Here is a 22,553-nt window from a genome sequence, read left to right on the forward strand (position 1 = left end):
AGAGTTATTCCCCTTTCGCCGCTAAGAAGGCTAAATAACAACGTTTTGCTTCGTAAATATCAGCTTTGCTCGTAACCTCCCAAGGAGAGTGCATACTGAGCACAGCCACACCGCAGTCGATAACATTCATACCATACAAAGCCATGATATAGGCAATCGTGCCGCCACCGCCAAGGTCTACTCTACCTAATTCAGCTGTTTGATAAGAAATATTATCTTGGTCCATCAAGTGGCGAATACGAGCCATGTATTCTGCATTAGCATCATTAGAGCCACTTTTACCACGGGAACCAGTAAATTTATTAAATACTACACCACGACCTAAGAAAGCTGCATTTTTCTTTTCAAAGGCACTCGCATAGAGTGGATCAAAACCGGCGCTAACATCAGAAGATAACATGTGACTGTTAGATAAAGTACGACGTACTGCTAATGGAGAAGTATGGCCCATAGCTTCCAATAATTCTGCCATGAAGTTTTCAAAGAAACGAGATTGCATACCTGTTGCGCCAACAGAGCCAATTTCTTCTTTATCCACCAATAAAGTACATGTAGTTCGGCTCACATTCTCTGTTTCTAACATCGCAACTAAGGATGTATACGCACATACACGGTCATCTTGGCCATAACCGATGATCATAGAACGATCAAATCCTAATTCTCTAGCAGCACCAGCTGGCACGATTTCGAGTTCTGCAGATAAGAAATCTTCTTCATCAAAACCATATTGCTCTTGTAGCACTTGTAATACATAGGATTTAACGCCATCCTTTAATTCCCCTTTCACAGGGCGGCTACCAATAAGAAGGTCTAGTTGTTCCCCTTCTACCACTTTAGCAGCCTTTTTCTCCATTTGTTCCTGTCCCAAATGTGGCAATAAGTCGGTTACGCAAAATACTGGATCCGTTGGGCTTTCACCGATGGCAAGATTGATGACAGTGCCATCACGTTTTACCACTACCCCATGGATTGCTAAAGGCATAGTCACCCATTGGTATTTTTTGATGCCCCCATAATAATGCGTATCTAATAGAGCCAAATCGCTATCCACATAAAACGGATTTTGCTTCACATCTAAACGCGGAGAATCGATATGTGCACCAAGAATATTCATACCCTGTTCAATCGGTTCTGTACCAATGTTCACCATAGCTACCGCTTTTTTCATATGCACATAATACACCTTATCCCCTGCTTTTAGGGTAGTACCTTCTTTGATAATACTATCCATATTACGGTATCCAGCTGCTTCCGCGGCCGCTACAATTTGGTCCACACATTCACGTTCAGTTTTACCATGATCTAGAAAATGGCGATACTTCGTTGCCAAAGTATCAATTTCTTGTAATTGTTGTTCTGTATATTCATGCCAAGCATTTCTACGTTCCATACTTAGCTCCTTTCTTAATTCTAATTGTTATTTTTTACGCGCATACAATTCACGCAATCCTTTAGGTGCATTCGTAACCATTTTGGAAACATAATATCGTTTTCCTAAATGCTTACTAATCGATTTTCCCACATACCAATGAACCCCAAATGTACCATGTTCCTTGCAAGATCCCATTGATAAAAAGCGATGTTTTACCACCCCCACAATAGGGTCTAAGTGCAGGGGTTCCTTACAAACAGGACATGTGGTTTTCGCTCGATTGCTTTGTCGGAATATACGAGGCATGGTCACAATGGACTCAAATATTTTATGTTCATGCCGTGAAAGTCCGTAAAAACATCGTTGTTTCCCTTGTTTTTCTCGCTTCTTTTGTAATGCTTCTAAAAACGGAAATCGTTGGCATACCATGGCTGTACAGATGGCATCATGCAATCCATTATGAGCTTGTAAATTAGGCGCTTGCACATGCATCTCATCCATCGCTTTTTGCAATGCATATTGTTGGCTACAATTGTGCATCGTTTTTGCATATAAAGATTGTGCATCAAACCAAGGCACTTCCTGATGTACATGTACCTTGTGACAAAGGGCATTATCCATCAACATTTCAATATCATCAGGTCCCCAAGATATCAAAATACCATCAGAACCAATAAAGCGTAAAAACTTCTCACATCCACGGCGGAAAGACACCCCTTCTTTACGCAGTTTATCCATAGTAATATGAGTTAACTTCTCCACGGAATGATGCATAACAGGTAAAAATTTAGGAGCAATAAACACTTCAAATTGGTCTACAATTTGCAAACTTTCATCCAATTTTACGGCGCCTATTTGTATAATTTCACCGATGAAGGGAAAGCCCGATCGTCGTATCATATTCGGTTCTAATGTATAGGGCTGGTTCCATTCCAAGTCAAATACAATATAGTGCATCCTTAGTTCATACCCTTTCTCTCTAACATTGTCCGTATGCCTGCTAATACAGATTCCTCAGAAATGACAGACAAACCTTTGTAGTTGCCTTCTTTCAAAACCTGTTTCATGTTTTTATTGACATCATAATGATCCATAGACTCTAAGACCACCGCATTCTCTGTGAAAGGACCATACAAGGCTGGATTCGACGGACCATAAAGCGCCACAATAGGCACCCCCTGGCTTACCCCTACATGCATAGGACCCGAGTCATTAGTCACCAAACAATCACATCGTTTCATGGCTGCTGCCAATTCTCCAATGCTGAATTGTCCCGTTCCCTTAATGGCTGGTTCTGTCATCGTATCTAGCACGTCCTGCACCATATCTTCATCCATGGGACCACCGAAGAATACAATTTTATATCCTTCTTTAGCTAAGGTATCTGCAATGTGAGCAAATCGCTCCTTAGGCCAACGTTTTTCTGGAACCGCACTACCAATATTAAATCCGATGATCCGATCTGTTTCCGCCACTCCTTGAGAGGCATAAAATTCCTGTACCCTTTGCTTCCACTCAGAACTAGTAAAGATTTCTAATCCTTCATGTTCTACTGTATATCCTAACTGTTCTAACACATTCATATACATCTGAGCAGCATGCACCGTTTTACGATTCAACCGTGTGACCTTCGTCATGAACGGTCGGAACAGAAAATGACTCATCCCTGTGGTCACCTTGGCTTTCAATTTCCAAGCTAAATAGGACGTCCGTTCATTGGGATGCAAATTGATGACTACATCCACAGGTCCTTGACTACGAATGTCTTTAGCAATTCGATTCAATCCTCCAATGCTATTATGGATGCCTTTTTTGTCCACTTCCACTAACTCATCAATGTAAGGACTATGACGATATACATCCGCTAGCTTCTTGTCTATCACATAAGTAATATGACTGTGAGGCGCCAACTTTCTAAGAGCATGGATAAACGGTGTGGTGAGCACCACATCGCCTAAATGCATCAAGAAGGTTACCACAATCCGTTTTCCATCTAACTCTATCATAGATTCCTCATTTCTTTCACCGTATCAAATACAGTGTCCACCGTAATCTGTGCCATACATTCTAAATCTTCCACCAACGGTTGTTCTAGCGTCGCTCGTGATGTAGGTGACACAATGATATGAATATGATCACCCCCATACGGACCTGTCCGTTCTGGGCACGTCGTCCCAAATAGAGCAATCAATGGTACTTTTAAAGCATTCGCAATATGCAGAGGGCCCGTATCAGCACTGATGTACAAAGCACTATGACGAATGACCTCAATGAGTTCTTTTAGGTTCGTATCCCCAATGAGATTCACCACATTGTCACTACCAACACCCTCTACAATGGCACGCCCTTTTTCTGCATCCTCTTTAGCTCCAATGAGCACCACCGTCTCACCGGCTGCCACCAAGCGCTTACCAAGGTCGATAAAATGAGAAATCGGCCATTCTTTCACTGCCCAACGAGCACCTGGAGCAATAACAATATAAGGGTTTTCTATAAAAGTGCCTCTATCATTCAATTTCTGTGTTACCGAAGTTTCTGCCTCTGTGAAAGTCGGCAATGGGAACACAATATCGTCCACATTACAGCCCAAGGCACGAGCCGTATCTAAATAACGCTCAATGACGTGATCCATTTTATGGTCACCTACTAGCGCTGTGTTCACCAGCCAACTACCCTCACGAAGTTCCCAGTACGCATAACGTTTCTTCACTCCACTAAGAGCAGCCACGATAGCACTTTTTGCAATGGATTGCAAATCTAAAGAAATATCAAAGTGCTTATCATGCAATAACTTCCATAATTGTTTCCAATAGGAAAGACGTTTTAATTGTTTCTTATCTATGATAATGATTTCATCCACCCAAGGTTTTGGAGGGATAACATCTTTAAACTGTTCATGGACAGCCCATGCAATATGTGCTTTTGGATATTGCTGGCGCAATGCATACAGCGTTGGTAAGGCATGAATAATATCGCCTAGAGAACTCATTTTAATGATTAAAATTCGTACATCTTCTTTCATATTCCATCCCTTTCGTTTACCTAATACTATACTCTTCTAGTATACCATAAGATAGAAACAAAGATGACAAAGTATTTTGTATTTTTCTTTAGTAACCATGATTTAATAAAGTTTTAGTAAAATAGTATTAAAATTTAGTAATCAATTATTATATCACAAGTGAAGCAAACTTTATAATACAATACATAAATGTATTTATGAAATAGATTTATTATGTATATAATGTATTTTCTGTATAAAGGGTATATAATGTCTTCATTAGGTTTACCTATTCATAGCAAATATATATGGTATACAAGAAATACCCATACTTCAAGGATTGTTTCTTTTACACTTATATATATTTGCTATGCAGCTTTACAAACTGTGTCATGTGTGATTAGATAAACGATGTAAATGCATATCTAAATGGTGCATATATTGTATATTATGTATAAAGACAAGAAAGGACTTACTTATGTTTTCTAAACTTTTTGATACTTTTTTAGTACACTATTTGGAACGATTCAATGATCATTGCTTTGTTGTAAAAGTTGGCGATAAAGAATATACCATCGGTGAAGGAGATCCAGAGTTTACAATTATTGTCAATAAAGATATCCCTAAAAAAGATATATTAGTATCCGCAGAATTGGCACTAGGTGAAGCCTACATGCGTAAAGATATAGAAATTGAAGGAGATTTATTCAAAGCTCTTTGCGTCGTATTAGGGCATGTTAACAAAGACTCTATTAACAAAAAAGTACTCAGTTCCCTCTTTAATATGGGTCTTAGAAAGAAAGACCAAAAACAACAAGTTTCATCCCATTATGATTTAGGCAATGATTTCTATAGTTTATGGCTTGACGAAACTATGAGCTATTCTTGCGCCTATTTCAAAGAGGAAGATGACAGCCTTAAAGATGCACAATATCAAAAAGTACATCATATTCTCGATAAATTACACTTACAAGAAGGAATGACACTTCTTGATATCGGTTGCGGTTGGGGCTTCCTACTCATTGAAGCGGCCCTAAAATATGGAGTCAAAGGCTATGGCTGTACATTATCAGAAGAGCAATGGAAAAAAGGACAAGAAAGAATTAAACAATTTGGTCTTGAAGGTCAAGTGGAAATTGATCTAATAGATTATCGCGATGTGGCTGCCTCTGGTCGTCAGTTCGATCGCTTGGTAAGTGTAGGTATGTTAGAACATGTAGGTCGCCCTAATTTACCTATATACATGGAAGATGCCTCAGCTATGCTAAAAGAAGGAGGATTATTTTTACTTCATTACATCAGTGATCCAGCGGAAAAAGAAACTAGTGCATGGATTCGTAAATATATCTTTCCAGGTGGATCCTTACCTTCCCTCCGAGAAATCATTGGTCTTGCCTACGAAAATGATATGAATGTTGTCGATGTAGAAAATTTACGCTTTCATTATTATAAAACATTGATGCATTGGTACAATAATTTCCAAGGCGTACGTGACCAAGTAGAAAAAGTACGGGGCACTGAATTTGTACGTATGTGGGATTTATACCTTTGCGGTTGTGCCGCTGGTTTCTATATTGGCAACATGGATTTACATCAAATTTTGATGACAAAATGCATTAACAATGAACTACCGTTAACACGTTGGTACTAAATCATATATTGTAGTATTTAATACTATAGAGCTGTCACTGTATGTGTAGGATTTACTACATGTGAGTGACAGCTCTTTATTGTGCAAAAAGAGCCATTCTATAGAAATAATTTATGCCAGTCCTGCCATCAAAAAATATATACTTCCTATATATTTTTTCATAATTATATTATAGCAATGAATAAGAAAGCTACAGATGCCATTTGCCTAGAAAAGCATAAAAATAGAGGAAAGTTGATACTTTTGATTAACTTTCCTCTATTTTATTGAGTTTTATTTTGTTACACCACATATTAGCTAGATCTATCTGTTTTAGACAGCCACAATTTTTCAATGCCTAGTCCAATCGCCACGCTTAGTGCAATGGCACAGATTTCAAAGATGGACGGTGTAATATACACCAATGGACTGCCTGTGAAAGCTGGCAATGCTTTTCCTGCCCATACTTTCACAATGTCAGGAATATATCCACCGAATAGGATATGTGCATTGGTTGCTACCCACCATACTGTCATGACCACAATGGCTGTCACACGAGGCCACAATGCTGTACGACGTGGGTATAAATACAATACCATACTGCCGATAGTGGTAAGCATCATGAGCACGACCCCGATATACAAACTTGCGATTAATCCCGCAAAGCCCTGTGCATCTAAAGAGGCTTGGATGATAGGATCATTTAGGTTCAGATACATCACATCCCCTAAAAATAGCATTGGCAACGGCAACGCATAGGTAGAGATGTTTAATACTGTGTCGATAAAGTAATGACGTTCTTTACGCGCCATCCAGCAATCTAATAGTTTTGCGGTACCGATCATGAGTGCCACCACAACTAACATAGTCAACACCCAAACTAAGAGCAAATAGATTGGCTCTTTTGGCAAGGTAAAGGGCAACACACCATTGCCAAAGAAAAAGAATAGATTCCACCAAAGCCAGGCGTACGTATAATGACCTTTTCCTAAGTGAAAGTCAAATTGCCCCGCCAGTCTTGGTACAGCTTTCAGCCCCAAAGGAATGCCCAAGGAGGCAATGACGAACATGATGATGCTAGATGTATCAAACTGTCCTAAGCTAAACACCAAACTGAGCGGAATAATCCAGAGCATGGACCAGCTGTAAAATTTTATATAACTTCTCATATTACACCTCTGTATTCTTTCCACCTGCTAATGCCAATATCAAAGACAGGGTCACTTGGCAATACATGATGATGGCAAATACCACATCACGGCCGATAGTAGATAGATTCCACAGCCAAGATAAATCCAAATTATTGAACACTAAGAATGTACCCCCTTGTACAATCGCCCAAGCTAGTACATACACACAAATCGGTATTCTACGAGCTTTTGGACCAAATCCACTTTCACTAGAACGTAAGTAGAAAATAGGAATGAATAGGGACAATACCCCATAGCTCACCCCTGCTACCATGGCACTCATCCCCGTATGAATCGTATAGGCCCCTAGGGGAATCAATATAAAAAATATACTCATATACATTGTGCGTTGCACTACGTCTTGTATCGTTGACATATAATTTCCTTTCTATACCAAAATCATCTCTCCCTATAGTATAACAAACATCAGCCATCTTATAAATACATATACTGTTTCAATTTTACAAACAAAAAAGCACCCTTACGGATGCTTTTCTGTATTATGCTACAACTGCTTCTACTTCGATGCAGTCATCGTTTGTTGTTTTAGGTTTTTCCAATAATGGAGTCATGCTATACATACCCACACCTAGTGTGAACAAGTTGTGAATCCATGCAGTGGAGCTAGGAGGCATTACGCCTAATACACCCAATCCTACAAGACCACCATTCACGCCTACGATGGAGTTATAGTTAATTTTAATACGATCCATTAATTTCATGGAAATACGACGCAAGTCAACGATAGCAGTCAAGTTATCACTGGACACTGTAACATTGGCAATTTTTTGTGCAATTGGTGCACCTTCATTCATACCAATACCTACATGCGCTTCAGATAAGGCCAAGGAGTCGTTAATGCCGTCCCCTACCATCATCACTGTGTAACCTTCTTCTTTTGCTTTACGAACGTAATCAGCTTTATCAGTTGGCATTACTTCAGCATGTACTTCGTCAATACCAATTTCTGCTGCTACGCGCTCAGCATTTTTACGGCTATCACCAGTCATCATAACAATTTTCTTCACGCCTAACTCGTGAAGTTCACGGATAACATCTTTTGCTTCTTCACGTACTGGGTCTTTAATACAAATAACCGCAGATAAGACATTAGAAATTGCTAGATATAGATAGGAGCAACCTTCTGGAAGGTTTTCAAATTTAGCTTCTTCTCCTGCTGGAACTGTTGTTTTTTCATCTTCAAAAATGAAGTGATGGCTACCAATACGCACTTTGCGGTTACCCACTTTAGATGCAATACCATGTGCCACAACATATTCTACTTTGGAGTGCATTTCTTTATGTGGTAAATGATGATCTTGTGCAGCAGACACAACTGCTTTCGCCATGGAATGAGGGAAATGCTCTTCCAAGCAAGCTGCTAATGTCAACATTTCATCGGCATCATTACCATTGAAAGGAATGATTTCTTGGAATACAGGTTCTGCTTTTGTTAAGGTACCTGTTTTATCGAAGACGATCATATCTGCTTCTGCAATGCGTTCCAAGAATTTACCACCTTTTACAGTGATACCACGGTTGGACGCTTCTTGCATAGCGGATAATACCGCCAATGGAATGGACAATTTCAATGCGCAAGAGAAATCTACCATAACAAAAGATAGAGCTTTCATTAAGTTGCGAGTTAAGGCGAAGGTTGCGAATGCACCTAGGAAACTCACTGGTACTAATTTATCTGCCATGCGATATGCTTTTTGTTCCATACCAGATTTCATTTGTTCCGATTCTTCGATTAAGTTTACGATTTGCTCGAAGCGAGTGTGTTTGCATGTGGTACGTACTTCGAAGGAACACTGACCTTCTTCTACAACAGTACCTGCATACACAGATGTACCTGCATCACGACGTACTGGTTCAGGTTCCCCTGTCATGGAGCTTTCGTTTACAAGTACTACGCCGTCCACAACTTGACCGTCCAATGGCACTACTTCGCCTTGACGAACCACTACGATATCACCAACTTGAACTTCACCGATTGGTTTGCTTACTTCTACGCCATCTACAAGAACCCAAACTTTGTCTACGTTCAAGGACATGCTTTCAGCAAGGTTCAGCACGGATTTACGTAATGTCCACTCTTCTAAGATTTCACCGATGCCCAATAAGTACATAACAGCACCCGCTGTGGAGTAATCTTTTTGTAACAATGCAGCACCGATAGCTACGCCGTCTAATACTTCTACGGTCAATTTGCGTTTCCACAATGTTTTGATCGCTGTACCAATGAACTTGATACCGTCGAACCAGGACCACGCTGCTGCGATAGGTGCTGGTAAAACGATTTTTTTACCGATGTAAAGCAATGTTTTATCGATCATTTCTTCTTTGTAACGCTTGTTGACAAGTCGAGGTGAAAGTTCATGTAATGCTGGTGCATTAGCTAAATCTAAATCGTTAAGTCCGAATAAAGCAGCTTTCACAGCGCTTTCATCACCAGTATGTTTGATGATGATGTCTCCAGAACGCGTATAGAAGTTCGCTTTGTTAATGGCTTCACAGGCCATCAATGTATCTTCGATATATTGAGCCTGTGCGTCATTAAACTTACGTCCCTCAATGCGTACATGAAGACGACGGGACAAGCGTTGCAACATTTTAAATTGCATCATGGATTATTTTCCTTCTGTTAACACTTCTTCGTCACGAGTTTCGTTGATTTCTTGTGCTTCTGCTAAGATGCTGTCTGTGGAAGCTTGTAATTTTTCAGTTGTTTTTAAGATGCTATCTTTTGCACGAAGACCTGCTGCTACTACGTTAGCATATACTTTGCGAGCATCTTTAGAAGTTAATACTTTCAAACCTACTGTGCCTAAAGCTAAACCAGCTGCGAATACATTAGCATCTCTTAAAGTTTCTTTTTTTACGTTGAACATTGTTAGTTCCTTTCTGTGAGCTCTGTCACATTAATACATGAAAATATAATACAATTAATAATTATAAAGATAAGAGGGGCCCGTGTTATCGGAGTCCCTCTTACCAAACTTATGGTATCGAATTAGTTACTTTTCAGATTGTTCTTCATGACCACCACAGCCACAACCGCATCCTGATTCGGATTCAGAAGAGGAACCACATCCTCCCCCGCATCCACCACCACAACCGCCTGCGCTTGTGGCGCTTTTATATACTCGGTATGCAACATAGAGAACAGCTAGTAAACCAATTGCGTATACAATAACACTATCCATAGTATACACCATCTCTTTCTCATTTTCAAGTACTTTTTAAAAATTATTTTGCGAATGTAACAAACCGCATAATTAAGCATTATTTTGAAATAAAACTTTTCTCAATCTCAATTATGTTGATTGTTCACTATCATTATTGATTAACCTAATCCTAAGGCACGACCAATATGAACTGCTAAGTATGCACCTACCCAAGCTAGGATACTAGTGTAAGCAAATACAGCACCGAACCATTTCCAGGAGTCAGTTTCACGTTTTAATACAGCCATAGTTGCTAAACATGGTAAGTATAATAAGGCGAATACCATCAAGCCTAAACCAATAGATGGTGTGAAGTCCGGATCGTTTGCCAAGAACTCTTGCAATGTTGTGGAATCATCTTCACTAGCCTCGATCGCATAGATCGTACCTAATGTACTAATCATTACTTCTTTCGCTGCTACTGCCGCAACTACTGCGATATTAACACGCCAGTTAAATCCAAGTGGTTCTGTTACAGGTTCAATGAAATGACCAATTTGTGCAGCATAGGATTGTTCAATTTTTTCTTTACCTTGTTGAAGATCTAATTCTTTAATTTCATCTTCTTCGGCTTTATGGTTTACATATAAGTTCCAAGCCACTGGATATAACTCTTCAGCTTTTAACTCTTCAAAGTACGCAGGTTCTTCTACTTCTTCTTTTTCATCAGCAGCTTCTGCTCCATCTTGTGTTGCATCTTCTGCTGTTGCTTCTTCTTCCTCATCTTTTGGATCATCTTTATGCTCTTCATCTAAGGCAAGCATTTGATCATAAATAGCAGAGACTTTATCTTTGTCTTCGTCATTTGCTAATTGTGCTTCATCAAGAATAGAATCAGCTTTTTGCTCATGCATTGCTGTTACTTCTGCTTTCGCAGCATCATAGTCTTTAGAGTATTCTACATCTTGTGGGAAAGATGTTAAGAACCAAATAAGGATGGATGCTGCCAAAATGAATGTACCAGCTTTTTTAAGGTACATTACAGAACGTTCCCACATATGAATACCTACAGAACGAAGTGTTGGCATGTGGTATGGAGGCATTTCCATTACGAATGGTTCTGCTGCACCTTTAAATACGTATGTACGAAGTACTTTTGCAGTCACAACAGCTACTATGATACCCAATACATAGATACCCAATAAGATAGTTGGTGCATCTTCTGGTGCAAAGAATGCAGCTGCTAGCAACGTATATACTGGCAAACGAGCACTACAACTCATGAACGGAGATACTAAAATCGTAATCATACGGTCTCTTGGATTGTCAAGAATACGAGCACCCATGATGGATGGAACGTTACAACCAAAGCCCAATAACATAGGGATGAAAGATTTACCATGTAGACCTACACCACGCATCACGCGGTCGATAACGAATGCCGCACGAGCCATGTAACCAGTATCTTCTAAGAAGGAAATACATACAAATAATAGAACGATATGAGGGATAAAGCTAATAACGGCCCCTACACCACCGATGATACCATCGTTAATCAAGGATTTTAGCAAGCCGTCATCCATGTTAGCTCCGATAAATTCTGTTAATAGTTTGAACGCATCTTCTAACCATCCTTTTGGATATTCCGCTACGTTGATAACCAAGTAGAACATTACCCACATGATAAACAAGAAGATAGGAATCCCTAACCAACGGTTCGTTAAGATTTTATCGATGTTATCGGATTTAGAATCTTTATGTTCAGGAACTACTTCTAGGACGCCGTTGAATACGTCTACTGCAAAACGGTGACGATATTCTTGGAACACGATATCCATGTCTACAGATTTGTTCAATTCTGTGCGTAATGCTTCTGCTTTGCTCAACACAGCACCAGATTTGTCTAATTCTTGTACTTTTTCTAAGATATCTGTGTCTTGTTCTAACAATTTGATAGCTACCCAACGATGTGGATAACGACCAGTGTCAAGTTTTGCTACTTCCGCTTCCAATTCCGCGATAGCTGGCTCCAATACGTCGCCATAGTTAACGCGAACATTAGGGATTTTACGCTCTTTAGATACTTTCACAATACCACGTAGGGCATCTTCTGTACCTTTATTGGAACGACCAATGGTTTCTACTACAGTGGATCCTGTTAATTCTTCTAATTTTTTAACATTGAACTGTAATCCCATTTCTTTTGCTACATCGACCATGTTCAATACAAGTAGCAATGGTTGTTCTAATTCAATTAATTGCGCTGTTAAGTATAGGTTACGTTCTAAATTAGATGCATCCACTACATTGGCAATCAATTCTGGATTTTCATTGATGATAACATTACGTGCTGCCAATTCATCGAGAGAACGTGCTGTTAAGGAGTACGTACCTGGTAAGTCGATGATTTCAATGTCATGACCATCAATTTTCGCATCCCCAACTTTTTTCTCTACTGTAACACCTGCGTAGTTACCTACGTGTTGACGGGATCCCGTCATATTGTTAAAAATACTTGTTTTACCACAGTTAGGGTTACCCGCTAAAGCAACCTCAATCTTGGTATGTGTGTTGTCTGCCATCTTAGCAACTCTCCTTATTGGACTTCAATTTCGATCATTTGTGCTTCACTTACGCGTAGTGATAACTCGAAGTTTTTCACTTTAATTTCCACTGGGTCTGCCAATGGCGCATACTTCATAACACGCACAGCCGTTCCTGGTACAACACCCATGTCCACCAAGCGATGCTTGATGTTGCCAGATCCATTGATAGCTACAACAGTACCAACTTCACCAGGCTTCATCTCGGATAGTTTCTTAACCATAGTACACCTCCTACATATAAAACAAAATAACCAAACCTATCACATATATAGACAATATATGAATAATATTTATATTATAGCACATTATAAAATATAATCAATAAAGAATCTCATTTTATTTTCCATTATTTTTAAAATTATAATTTTATTTTTATCAAGTACAACCTATTAAAGACATGTATATTATAGCGTTATATTTGGTATGTGTTTTTATTATTATCAATATCATTAACTAATCAATAATGAAATGTATACCATATGTTTCTCATTCTCTAAATTATATATTCTCAGAATCAAGGACCGCTTACCTCAATACGTAAGTGTTCTTTTGGTATTCTAGCCCCCTCTACCACAAGAACTTTTACAATCATAGTCTCATAGAAGTATGATATAATATATGCATTAAGTCATTTAGAAACGGAGATACACTATGAAATCATTTCAATCCTTAGGCATTGTGCCTGAACTAATACAAGCATTACAAAAGATAGGAATAAAAGAGCCTACACCAATTCAAGAAAAATCGATTCCCCTTATCTTTAAAGGTCAGGATGTCATCGCCAAAGCCCAAACAGGAACGGGCAAAACGCTGGCATTCTTGTTGCCACTATTGCAACGCATCCACATAGATGTGCAACAGGAGCAAGCGCTCATCATCGCCCCGACTCGTGAGCTCATCCAACAAATTGCAGAAGAAGCTCGATACTTAGGATCTATTCTTGGAGTCGATGTATTACCACTCATCGGTGGCAAAACCATCGAAGGACAATTACAAAAACTAGGTCGCCGTCCTCATGTCATTATTGGTACTCCTGGTCGTTTACTAGATCACGTCAACCGTGGTACCTTACATTTAAATTCTATTCGCCGTGTTGTATTGGATGAAGCTGACCAAATGCTTCATATGGGATTCTTACCAGACATCGAAAAGCTTATTAGTGGCACCGATGGAAAACGTCAACTATTAATGTTCTCTGCCACCATCCCAGACAAGATTCGCAATTTGGCAAAAGCCTACATGCAAAAACCGACGTCTGTTACTGTCCAAGGGGAAAATATCACCCTCGATACGATTGAACAAAAAGTATACATGATGGAAGAACAAGATAAAGTAAACCGCCTTGTAGCAATGTTAGAGATAGACAATCCTTATCTTGCGATCGTATTCTGTAATACAAAAGAAGGCGCCATTAAATTGGCTTACGATTTAGCCCGTAAAGGTGTCGAACTAGGTGAAATCCATGGCGATATGACGCAAGGTCGTCGTACGCAAGTATTGAAAGAGTTCGCCAAAGGCAATCCACCAATCTTAGTGGCTACCGATATTGCAGCTCGTGGTATCGATATCGAAGGAGTGAGCCACGTGTACAACTTCGATGTGCCTCATGACATGGATTACTACATCCACCGCATCGGCCGTACGGGTCGTGCCGGTTCTACTGGTGTTGCCGTTACGTTCGCTACGCCAGCCGAAGAAATTTGGGTACGCCGCATTGAACGATCCATCCAAGCAACATTAACGAAATATACAAAAGATGGGCAAGTAAAAACGAAAGGCTCTAGCTTAGCACCTAAGAAGGAAACCGCTAGCAAAAAGCCTAAAATTAAAAGCACTTACCAAGCGACAAAAGCGAAAGCACATAAAGCTCGAGGTCATAAAGGTGCCAATACAAGGGTGCGCCGTGCGAAATCTAGTGGCACTAGCGGCCGTAGTAGAGGAAAACGATAAATTTCTAATGTGTCCTATTTTCCCAATAGGTCAGCATTCTATTATTTTCCATATATAAAAAGCAGTATAACGAAATAATTTCAAAATAAAATAGAGGAAAGTTGATCAATACATATCAACTTTCCTCTATTTTTTATACCTTACTGGGCAATATCTTTTATCTATATCATGATTCCACCCAGCCGGTACGTTTATTTCCGATTTGCATAAATAGCTGGTTTCCCCTCTACATCGGCGCAACTAGTACGACAAGCTTGGCCTTCGCTACATTTCCACACGGGCTCTGGTTGCGCCTCATACTGTACAAGGTATCCCTTTTTACATCGTGGGCATGCATATTCCTTATGCGTATCATCCAAGACTTTACCACTTGCCATTGGCATCGGTGGCATCATCTCTTCCCTAGGTCCCTGTGGTATCCTCACCTTATTCACAAAAGTTTGCTCATCTTTGCTGACTCTCGATTCCCTAGCACCTGACACACTTTCCTTAGACGATGACACATTTTCTGTGTATTTGCATGTTGGAAATCCTGAACACCCATAAAATTCGCCAAACTTCCCTTTCCGTAAGAGCAACTCTCCCGTTTTACACTTAGGGCAAGACCGTCCAGTAGGCTGCGCGGTAGAAGGATTCCGATTTGTACCTTTTCCATTTCCACCTGTCTCTGTTTTAGACATAGCCATCTTAGGTGTATTTCCTACTCGTTGTTTGACGTCCTCAATGAGTTGTACAACGAATTTTGTTTGATCTTCTAAAAATACATCAATCGCTTCGTTCCCTTCGCTCATCTTTGCCAACCGCTCTTCCCACTGCGCCGTCGCATCAGGGTATAGTAAGGAATCTGGTAATGCATCTACCAAGGCATAGGCAGACTCTGTAGGAACTAAGGTTTTCTTTTTCCCTTCTTCTTTGAGCAAAGGGTTCTTCTTATTATGAATTAAATCTTCAATAATCGTAGCCCGTGTCGCCTCTGTACCTATACCGGACACATCTTTTAATTGTTTCTTTAATTCTTCGTCTTTCACATATTTGTGAATTTCCTTCATCGCTTGCACCAAGGTGGCAGACGTAAAACGGCTTGGTGGTTTCGTTTTCCGTTGGTCCACCTTGCTATCCTTAGCTGTTACTGTCTCTCCTTTTCTCACAGCTGGCAAAGACTTTTCTTCGTCCTCTTGATTCCCTTCTGATTCTTCTGTAGATTTTACCTTTTTATATAATGCTTTCCAGCCTAAATCGATAACAACACGTCCCGTTGTGGTAAAAAGTTCCCCTTGGTGTGTCACTTCGATGCGAGTATGCTCATACACATGCTCTGGGTAGAATTGCGCAATATAGGCTTGAGCAATGAGGAAATAAATATTTTGTTCACCTTTGGATAAGGTATGCAGTGGGCAACGCACTGTGGTCGGTATAATCGCATGATGGGCTGTGACCTTACTGTCATTCCAAGCACGGCTTTTGATAGTAGGATTAGCATCCATTGCCCACGCAGCTAATTCCTTATGTCCCATATTCACCAAGTTTGATAGAATGGCTTTCCCATCTGAAAGTTGGTTCACTGGCAAATATTCACAATCTGACCGAGGATAGGATGTATATTTTTTCTCATATAATTTCTGTGCAATGTCCAACACTTCCTGTGGCGTATAGTTATATAATTTACCAGCCACAATTTGTAGTGATGATAAGGAAAACGGCAACCGCTGCCCTTCCTTTTTCTTTTTCTTTTCTACTAGAGAAATCGTACCTTCTGGGGCCTGCATTAATCGTTCACGCAAGTCATTGAGGATAGCCTGATCCAACATATGCCCATCAGGGTCTAATCCTTGTTGCGTATCTTTCGGTTTCCAAGTGGCCCAAAACTCTCCCTTTTCATGACCATATTGTACTTGCAACACATAATATTCTACAGGCACAAAGTTTTGTAGCTCCCGTTCTCTCCGCACCACTAGTGCTAAGGTTGGCGTTTTTACACGACCAATCGGAAAAGTTACTTTCTTTCCCATATGCTGTTGCTCTAAAGTATAAGCACGGGATAAATTCATCCCCATCAACCAATCTGCACGGGAGCGTGCTAAGGCCGAATCTTTTAAAGGTTGGTATTTCTTATTATCCTGCATATGTTCTAGGGCATAACGCATCGATTTTTCATCTAGGGCATTGAGCAAGATACGCTCTACCGGTTTAGTATTGCCCAAATAATCTAGCATTTCATCGATCAACAATTGCCCTTCCCTGTCCGGGTCACCTGCATTGACAATGGTGCTGGCCTTCTTAATTAAACCACTAATCACTTTGAACTGTTTAGCACTCGATGATTTAACTTTCAACTTCCAAGAGGTCGGCAAAATCGGTAATGAATCAAATCTCCAAAATTTATATTTTTCATCATAGTCACCTGGCTCTACTTGTTCTAGCATATGACCAAAAGCCCAAGTAATGACATCGTCGCCTTGCACGATATACCCATCATGTCGCTTGGCGCTCTGCGAGTTTGGTAACACTTGGCTTAACTCTCGCCCTACACTGGGTTTTTCCGCAATAAATAAACGCATATGCTCCCTCTTCCTACTTACTACTATGTATAACTATGTTTAACTAACTATTTCCTACTATTAATGACTTTTATTAGTTTCTATTATTATAGGTGTTCTTTACGCTGGCTTTTATTATACTACGATTGCACACCAAAATTAAACAGGTACCTACTTTCTCAATACTTTGCAAAACAATCTATTTCTACACATTTTACAACTGTTATTTCATAGATATAATACGCACACATCCGTTTCAACTTACAACACCTCTCACCGTAAGACTACTCTAGATATGATATCCCTATCCATTTCAATATATCTTATATTCTACAAAAATATTTCTCTAGTCATCATGCATAGTCCTTTAAAATTTCCTACCAGTACTACTTATACATAAATATAGCAAATGCACTGTACTGATGCATTGCAACTAAACAACACTTTTCCTAACTTTCACCATCCAATCCTATACAGGGAGGGCTCAAATAGTATATAATTTTAAAGATATGAAAGTATATACCATACACATGGATTAATAGAGGTGAATTATGACATTTTTAGAAGAAGTAACTCGGCGCCGTACGTTCGCCATCATTTCTCACCCAGATGCGGGTAAAACAACGTTGACGGAAAAACTATTATTATACGGTGGTGCGATCCACTTGGCAGGTTCTGTTAAGTCTAGAAAAACGCAAAAATATGCTGTGTCTGACTGGATGGAAATTGAAAAGCAACGTGGTATCTCTGTTACCAGCTCCGTATTACAATTTGATTATGATGGTCATCGCGTGAACATCCTAGATACCCCTGGTCACCAAGACTTCTCTGAAGATACATACCGTACCTTGATGGCGGCAGATAGTGCTGTCATGTTGATTGACGTGGCGAAAGGCGTGGAGGCACAAACAAAAAAACTATTCGCCGTTTGTAAAGAACGTGGTATTCCTATTTTTACCTTCGTTAACAAGATTGACCACTTCGGTCGCAATCCATTTGATTTAATGGAAGAAATTGAAAATTCTCTCGGCATTCGTGCCGTCCCTATGAACTGGCCTGTAGGTATTAACGGTGAATACCAAGGTGTATACGACCGGGAAACGAATACTGTAGAGTTATTTGAAAAAGATGAGTCTCACGGTCAAAAGAAACTAGCCTCCACTAAGGGCGATGTTCACGATCCAGCGTTCCGTGAACTTCTAGGCGACGAAGTACATCAATCCTTAATCGATGACATTGAACTTCTCGATGTGGCTGGTGATGCGTTCGACTTAGAAAAAGTCAAAGCTGGTGAATTAACACCCATGTTCTTTGGCTCTGCTATGACAAACTTTGGGGTCAAACCATTCCTTGAAAAATTCTTGGAACTAGCTCCTATGCCAGCGCCTCGTATAGCCCGCGAAGAAACGGTAGAACCTACATCTGAGGACTTCTCTGCCTTCGTATTTAAAATCCAAGCGAACATGAATCCAAACCACCATGACCGTATTGTATTCATGCGTATTTGCTCCGGTAAGTTTGAAAAAGGCATGAACGTACTTCACCAACAATCTGGTAAAACATTGCGCCTGTCTCAACCACAACAGTTCTTAGCCACAGAGCGTACCATTATCGATGAAGCCTATCCAGGAGACATCATCGGTGTCTTCGATGCTGGTACTATGGGCGTAGGTGATAGCTTATGTGCATCCAATCACAAAGTGACATTCAGCGACTTCCCTGTATTCCCACCAGAGTTCTTCGCTCGTGTAACCCCAAAAGATTCCATGAAGCGTAAACAATTCTTGAAAGGCATGACACAATTAGCACAAGAAGGGGCTGTACAAATCTTTGAACCTCTCTACTCTATGGATTCCTTTGTAGTCGGTGCTGTAGGTATGCTCCAATTTGAAGTATTGCAATACCGTTTGAAACACGAATACGGCGTTGACCTTGTGAACAATTCCTTACCATATGGCGTAGCTCGCTGGATCGATGGCGAGGTCGATGTGAACAGTCTAAAAGGTATGGACAATGCGATGATTGTAAAAGATAACCGTGGTCGCCTCGTTGTTCTTATCTCCAACGAATGGCAAATGGGGTGGGTCGTAGAACGCAATCCAGATGTAACATTCTTGCATGCTCCCAAGTTAGAGGCATAACATATTCTATACTTAGATATACAAATCACTAAGGTTCATACTACTTGTAGCACAATAAAAGATAGTATATATTATTTCTAAATAAAATAGAGACTGAACAAAATAGCTTCAAATAAAAAAAGAGGAAAGTTGATCAAAAAGTATCAACTTCCCTCTTTTTTCTATTTTACACACCAAAAGGGGCACATGACCTCTTTATTATCATCTCTTCTAGTATGTCAAAGATACCGTATAATAGGCTAAAACAACGGTTCCAAATCTGCTAATCCTTTCAAATTCCATTCTAACAATTTATCATGGATGCGCCACATAAATGCATTTTCCCATGGATAATGTAATCGAACCCAGAAATTTTCAAAAGGTGTATCATTGAAAAACACGGCTTGTCTTGGCAAATTAAATAGATCTTGGCCTGGCTCTACATTCCCTGCTTGCACGGTAAAGGCCATCCGATAGCCACTTTCTTCAGAAATCTTATCTACATCTTTGTTAGCAAATCCACCTGGATATGCAATGTACCGAACAGGATGCTTCATGCGATCTTCTAAGACTGCTTTCGAGCTAATGAGTTCATCCCGTGCTTGGTCTAAGGACATATTGCGCAAATCTTTATGATTCACTGTATGACTTTGGATATCGATACCATTCGCTTGCATTTCTTTCAATTGCTCTACATTGACAAATCGATTTTCTCCAATGGAACTAGTAATCATAAACAAGGTTGCTTTCATATTGTATTCTTTCAGAATTGGCATAGCATGTTGATAGTTATCAATATATCCATCATCAAAAGTAATTAGTACTGGCTTGTCGGGCAAATCAGTTCCCTTTGTCACGTACTCGTATAACTCATCCAACGTAATGGTATGATATCCCTCATCATGAAGATATTGCATTTGCTTTTTGAACTCTTCCGGTGGTACCACTAAAGAATGTCGAATCCCTGTATCAATACGATGATAATTTAAAACGGGAACACCTACTGCCTTATAATCCCAAGAACGTTGGTATTGTATTCCCAAATATACACCTACGGCTACAATAAGCCCTAATATACCTATAATAATCCGTTTCACATTAACCTCACATGTTAGTAACTTTACCTAATGATTCTATATTTACAAAACGATGTAAATATGACTTTACTATAGTACCACACTTCGCTAAATTTATCAGTTGTTTTTCATAAATTTATCCATCTTTTATATAAAACACCCTATTTTCTACTTTTCAATTATATTATTTTTGCAACTATTACATTACCAAAAATCATCAATAGTATGTAATGTATACATCATGCATCATCATGTACCGCCTTTCATACGTTTACATTTCTACATTCTATAGAATGCCTTTAATAGTTGTTTACAATTAATATGATATATCCTATCTCCCTTATCTATGAAAAGAGCTCATACATAGCGCTATAGTGGAAAAAATCACTATGACGAATGCCCCTATTTCATGCTATGATAAGAGCATAAGTTTTATCTAATATGCATCTTGTTCCAAAGGGGGTTGTACTATGAAAGGTCTTATCGACTTGAGTCTAGTCAACGGAATCTGGACATTAAAACTGTCTATGATTCAAACGGTAGCATTAGCTATTGTTACATTATATTTAGGGGAATTTATCAAAAAGCATTCTCCATTCTTACAACGTGTGAGTATGCCTGCACCAGCCGTAGGTGGTTTGCCATTTGCATTTTTATGTGCCTTCTTATCCTATTATAAAATTGTAAATATTATCTTTGATAGTGCCTTGCAATCATTCCTAATGTTAGCCTTCTTCACCACTATCGGTCTTATGGCAAGCTTAAATGTTCTTAAAAAAGGTGGAGTCGCTATTATCTTCTTCTGGATTGTATGTACCATCTGGATTGTCTTTCAAAATGGAGCGGGCATCATGATTGCCAAAGCTATGGGTATTGAACCAATTTTTGGTATTATGGCTGGTTCTGTTTCTATGATGGGTGGCCTTGGTACAGCAGGTGCCTTCGGCCCTCATTTCGAAGAGTTAACTGGTGTTCCAGGTGTGGCTTCTGCCGCTATCGCAGCCGCTACATTCGGTATGGTAGCTGGTACATTGCTAGGTGCTCCTGTAGGTGACCGTATTATCAAAATGCACAATGTCCCTACTCCTGTCGATCATCCTGAATTATTAGAAGCTGACGGTATCGATATTAATGAATCCGACTCTGAAAGTAAATTATTCGATTTACAGTCGTTAATGCATGTCATTGCTTTTGTAGGTATTTCCTTAGGACTTGGCACATTAGTCAGTGCTCTACTATCTTCCGTATTCGGTCCATTACCTGCCTATATCGGTGCTATGATTGTCGGCGCTTGCATTCGTAACTATGCTGACTTCACTGGTCACATTACTATTAATAGTGCTGCTCTTGATGCGGTTTCCAATGTATCTTTGAGTATCTTCGTTACTATGGCTATTAACAGCTTGAAATTAGCACAATTAGTTGACTTAGCATTACCTTTAATGGCAATCTTAGCTGCACAAATGGTGTTGATTACAATCTTCGCATACTTAATCTACTGGTTGTTCAAACGCAACTATGATTCTGTTATGTTAGGTGCTGGTGCTATTGGTTTCGGCTTAGGTGCTACACCAAATGCATTGGTAAACATGTTGTCCTTGGCTTCTAAATACGGTCCATCTCCAAAAGCATGGTTAGTCGTATCTTTAGTAGGGGCCTTCCTCATCGACTTTACAAATGCATTCTTAATCACATTTATGGCGAAATTGATTTAATTAATTCTTCTATACGCCATCCTAAACAAAAAAGGATTCTATAACATCTGTTGTAGAGTCCTTTTTCTATACTCAGCCTTTCTTTCCATACTCTTTCATCTATGCATTATATTTATCCTTATTATCTTTTATTTGAAAGTTGGATGTGCTATACTTAAATTATCTTTTATAATATATTGCACATTT

General features: G+C 39.5%; 17 protein-coding genes. 4 read left to right on the forward strand and 13 right to left on the reverse strand.

The features are described from left to right. Positions 1 to 4: 4 nt before the first annotated feature. From EO127_RS02495 to waaF, 4 genes are read right to left on the reverse strand one after another with little or no spacing between them, the layout of a single operon-like run. On the reverse strand, positions 5 to 1,390 hold the full coding sequence (locus EO127_RS02495) for an aminopeptidase (RefSeq protein WP_127447874.1): 1,386 nt from the start codon (positions 1,388 to 1,390) through the stop codon (positions 5 to 7). A 27-nt stretch (positions 1,391 to 1,417) separates the two neighbouring features. Further along, complete coding sequence (locus tag EO127_RS02500) at positions 1,418 to 2,329, reverse strand: 3'-5' exonuclease (RefSeq protein ID WP_127447875.1); 912 nt, start codon at positions 2,327 to 2,329, stop codon at positions 1,418 to 1,420. A gap of 2 nt (positions 2,330 to 2,331) precedes the next feature. After that, entirely contained in the window at positions 2,332 to 3,375 is a 1,044-nt protein-coding gene (locus tag EO127_RS02505; RefSeq protein ID WP_127448066.1) for a glycosyltransferase family 9 protein, read from the reverse strand. Continuing rightward, positions 3,375 to 4,394, reverse strand: coding sequence for a lipopolysaccharide heptosyltransferase II (gene waaF / locus EO127_RS02510; RefSeq protein WP_127447876.1), 1,020 nt, complete (start codon positions 4,392 to 4,394; stop codon positions 3,375 to 3,377). Before waaF ends, EO127_RS02505 begins: the two co-directional genes overlap by 1 nt. A 457-nt stretch (positions 4,395 to 4,851) precedes the next feature. Between waaF and EO127_RS02515 the strand changes: the two genes are divergently transcribed. Next, positions 4,852 to 6,024, forward strand: a complete 1,173-nt coding sequence (locus EO127_RS02515; protein WP_127447877.1) for a class I SAM-dependent methyltransferase — start codon at positions 4,852 to 4,854, stop codon at positions 6,022 to 6,024. Positions 6,025 to 6,317: 293 nt separating this feature from the next. On the opposite strand, the gene EO127_RS02520 is transcribed toward EO127_RS02515, so the two are convergent. The 7 genes from EO127_RS02520 to EO127_RS02550 form a co-directional block, all read right to left on the reverse strand. After that, on the reverse strand, positions 6,318 to 7,172 hold the full coding sequence (locus tag EO127_RS02520) for a hypothetical protein (RefSeq protein ID WP_164742261.1): 855 nt from the start codon (positions 7,170 to 7,172) through the stop codon (positions 6,318 to 6,320). 1 nt (position 7,173) lies between these two features. Beyond that, a complete protein-coding gene (locus EO127_RS02525) occupies positions 7,174 to 7,569 on the reverse strand; it encodes a hypothetical protein (RefSeq protein ID WP_127447879.1) in 396 nt (131 codons plus the stop codon). 124 nt (positions 7,570 to 7,693) lie between these two features. Beyond that, complete coding sequence (locus tag EO127_RS02530; protein WP_127447880.1) at positions 7,694 to 9,823, reverse strand: heavy metal translocating P-type ATPase; 2,130 nt, start codon at positions 9,821 to 9,823, stop codon at positions 7,694 to 7,696. A gap of 3 nt (positions 9,824 to 9,826) precedes the next feature. Beyond that, complete coding sequence (locus EO127_RS02535; protein WP_126938499.1) at positions 9,827 to 10,087, reverse strand: DUF6110 family protein; 261 nt, start codon at positions 10,085 to 10,087, stop codon at positions 9,827 to 9,829. 126 nt (positions 10,088 to 10,213) lie between these two features. Next, positions 10,214 to 10,402 carry a FeoB-associated Cys-rich membrane protein gene (locus EO127_RS02540; protein ID WP_127447881.1) on the reverse strand — a complete coding sequence of 63 codons (189 nt, stop codon included), beginning with the start codon at positions 10,400 to 10,402 and terminating at the stop codon, positions 10,214 to 10,216. A 140-nt stretch (positions 10,403 to 10,542) separates the two neighbouring features. After that, positions 10,543 to 12,945, reverse strand: coding sequence for a ferrous iron transport protein B (gene feoB, locus EO127_RS02545; protein ID WP_127447882.1), 2,403 nt, complete (start codon positions 12,943 to 12,945; stop codon positions 10,543 to 10,545). A 14-nt stretch (positions 12,946 to 12,959) separates the two neighbouring features. Further along, the gene (locus tag EO127_RS02550) at positions 12,960 to 13,190 is read right to left on the reverse strand and encodes a FeoA family protein (protein ID WP_127069011.1); all 231 of its coding nucleotides are present in this window, start codon (positions 13,188 to 13,190) and stop codon (positions 12,960 to 12,962) included. Between the two features lie 430 nt (positions 13,191 to 13,620). On the opposite strand from EO127_RS02550, the gene EO127_RS02555 reads away from it, so the two are divergent. Beyond that, positions 13,621 to 14,919: a DEAD/DEAH box helicase gene (locus tag EO127_RS02555; RefSeq protein ID WP_127447883.1), complete on the forward strand. Its 1,299-nt coding sequence runs from the start codon at positions 13,621 to 13,623 to the stop codon at positions 14,917 to 14,919. Positions 14,920 to 15,110: 191 nt separating this feature from the next. Here EO127_RS02555 and EO127_RS02560 read toward each other — a convergent pair whose 3' ends face one another. After that, complete coding sequence (locus tag EO127_RS02560; protein WP_127447884.1) at positions 15,111 to 17,477, reverse strand: DNA topoisomerase 3; 2,367 nt, start codon at positions 17,475 to 17,477, stop codon at positions 15,111 to 15,113. A gap of 530 nt (positions 17,478 to 18,007) precedes the next feature. Between EO127_RS02560 and EO127_RS02565 the strand changes: the two genes are divergently transcribed. Beyond that, positions 18,008 to 19,597 carry a peptide chain release factor 3 gene (locus tag EO127_RS02565; RefSeq protein ID WP_127447885.1) on the forward strand — a complete coding sequence of 530 codons (1,590 nt, stop codon included), beginning with the start codon at positions 18,008 to 18,010 and terminating at the stop codon, positions 19,595 to 19,597. Positions 19,598 to 19,836: 239 nt separating this feature from the next. Here EO127_RS02565 and EO127_RS02570 read toward each other — a convergent pair whose 3' ends face one another. Continuing rightward, positions 19,837 to 20,673 (reverse strand): polysaccharide deacetylase family protein, encoded by an 837-nt coding sequence (locus tag EO127_RS02570; protein WP_127447886.1) that lies wholly within the window; start codon positions 20,671 to 20,673, stop codon positions 19,837 to 19,839. A gap of 449 nt (positions 20,674 to 21,122) precedes the next feature. Between EO127_RS02570 and EO127_RS02575 the strand changes: the two genes are divergently transcribed. After that, complete coding sequence (locus EO127_RS02575; protein WP_127447887.1) at positions 21,123 to 22,367, forward strand: sodium/glutamate symporter; 1,245 nt, start codon at positions 21,123 to 21,125, stop codon at positions 22,365 to 22,367. The last annotated feature ends 186 nt before the right edge of the window (positions 22,368 to 22,553 follow it).

It is taken from the genome of Veillonella sp. 3310, assembly GCF_003999875.1.
Lineage (GTDB): Bacteria > Bacillota > Negativicutes > Veillonellales > Veillonellaceae > F0422.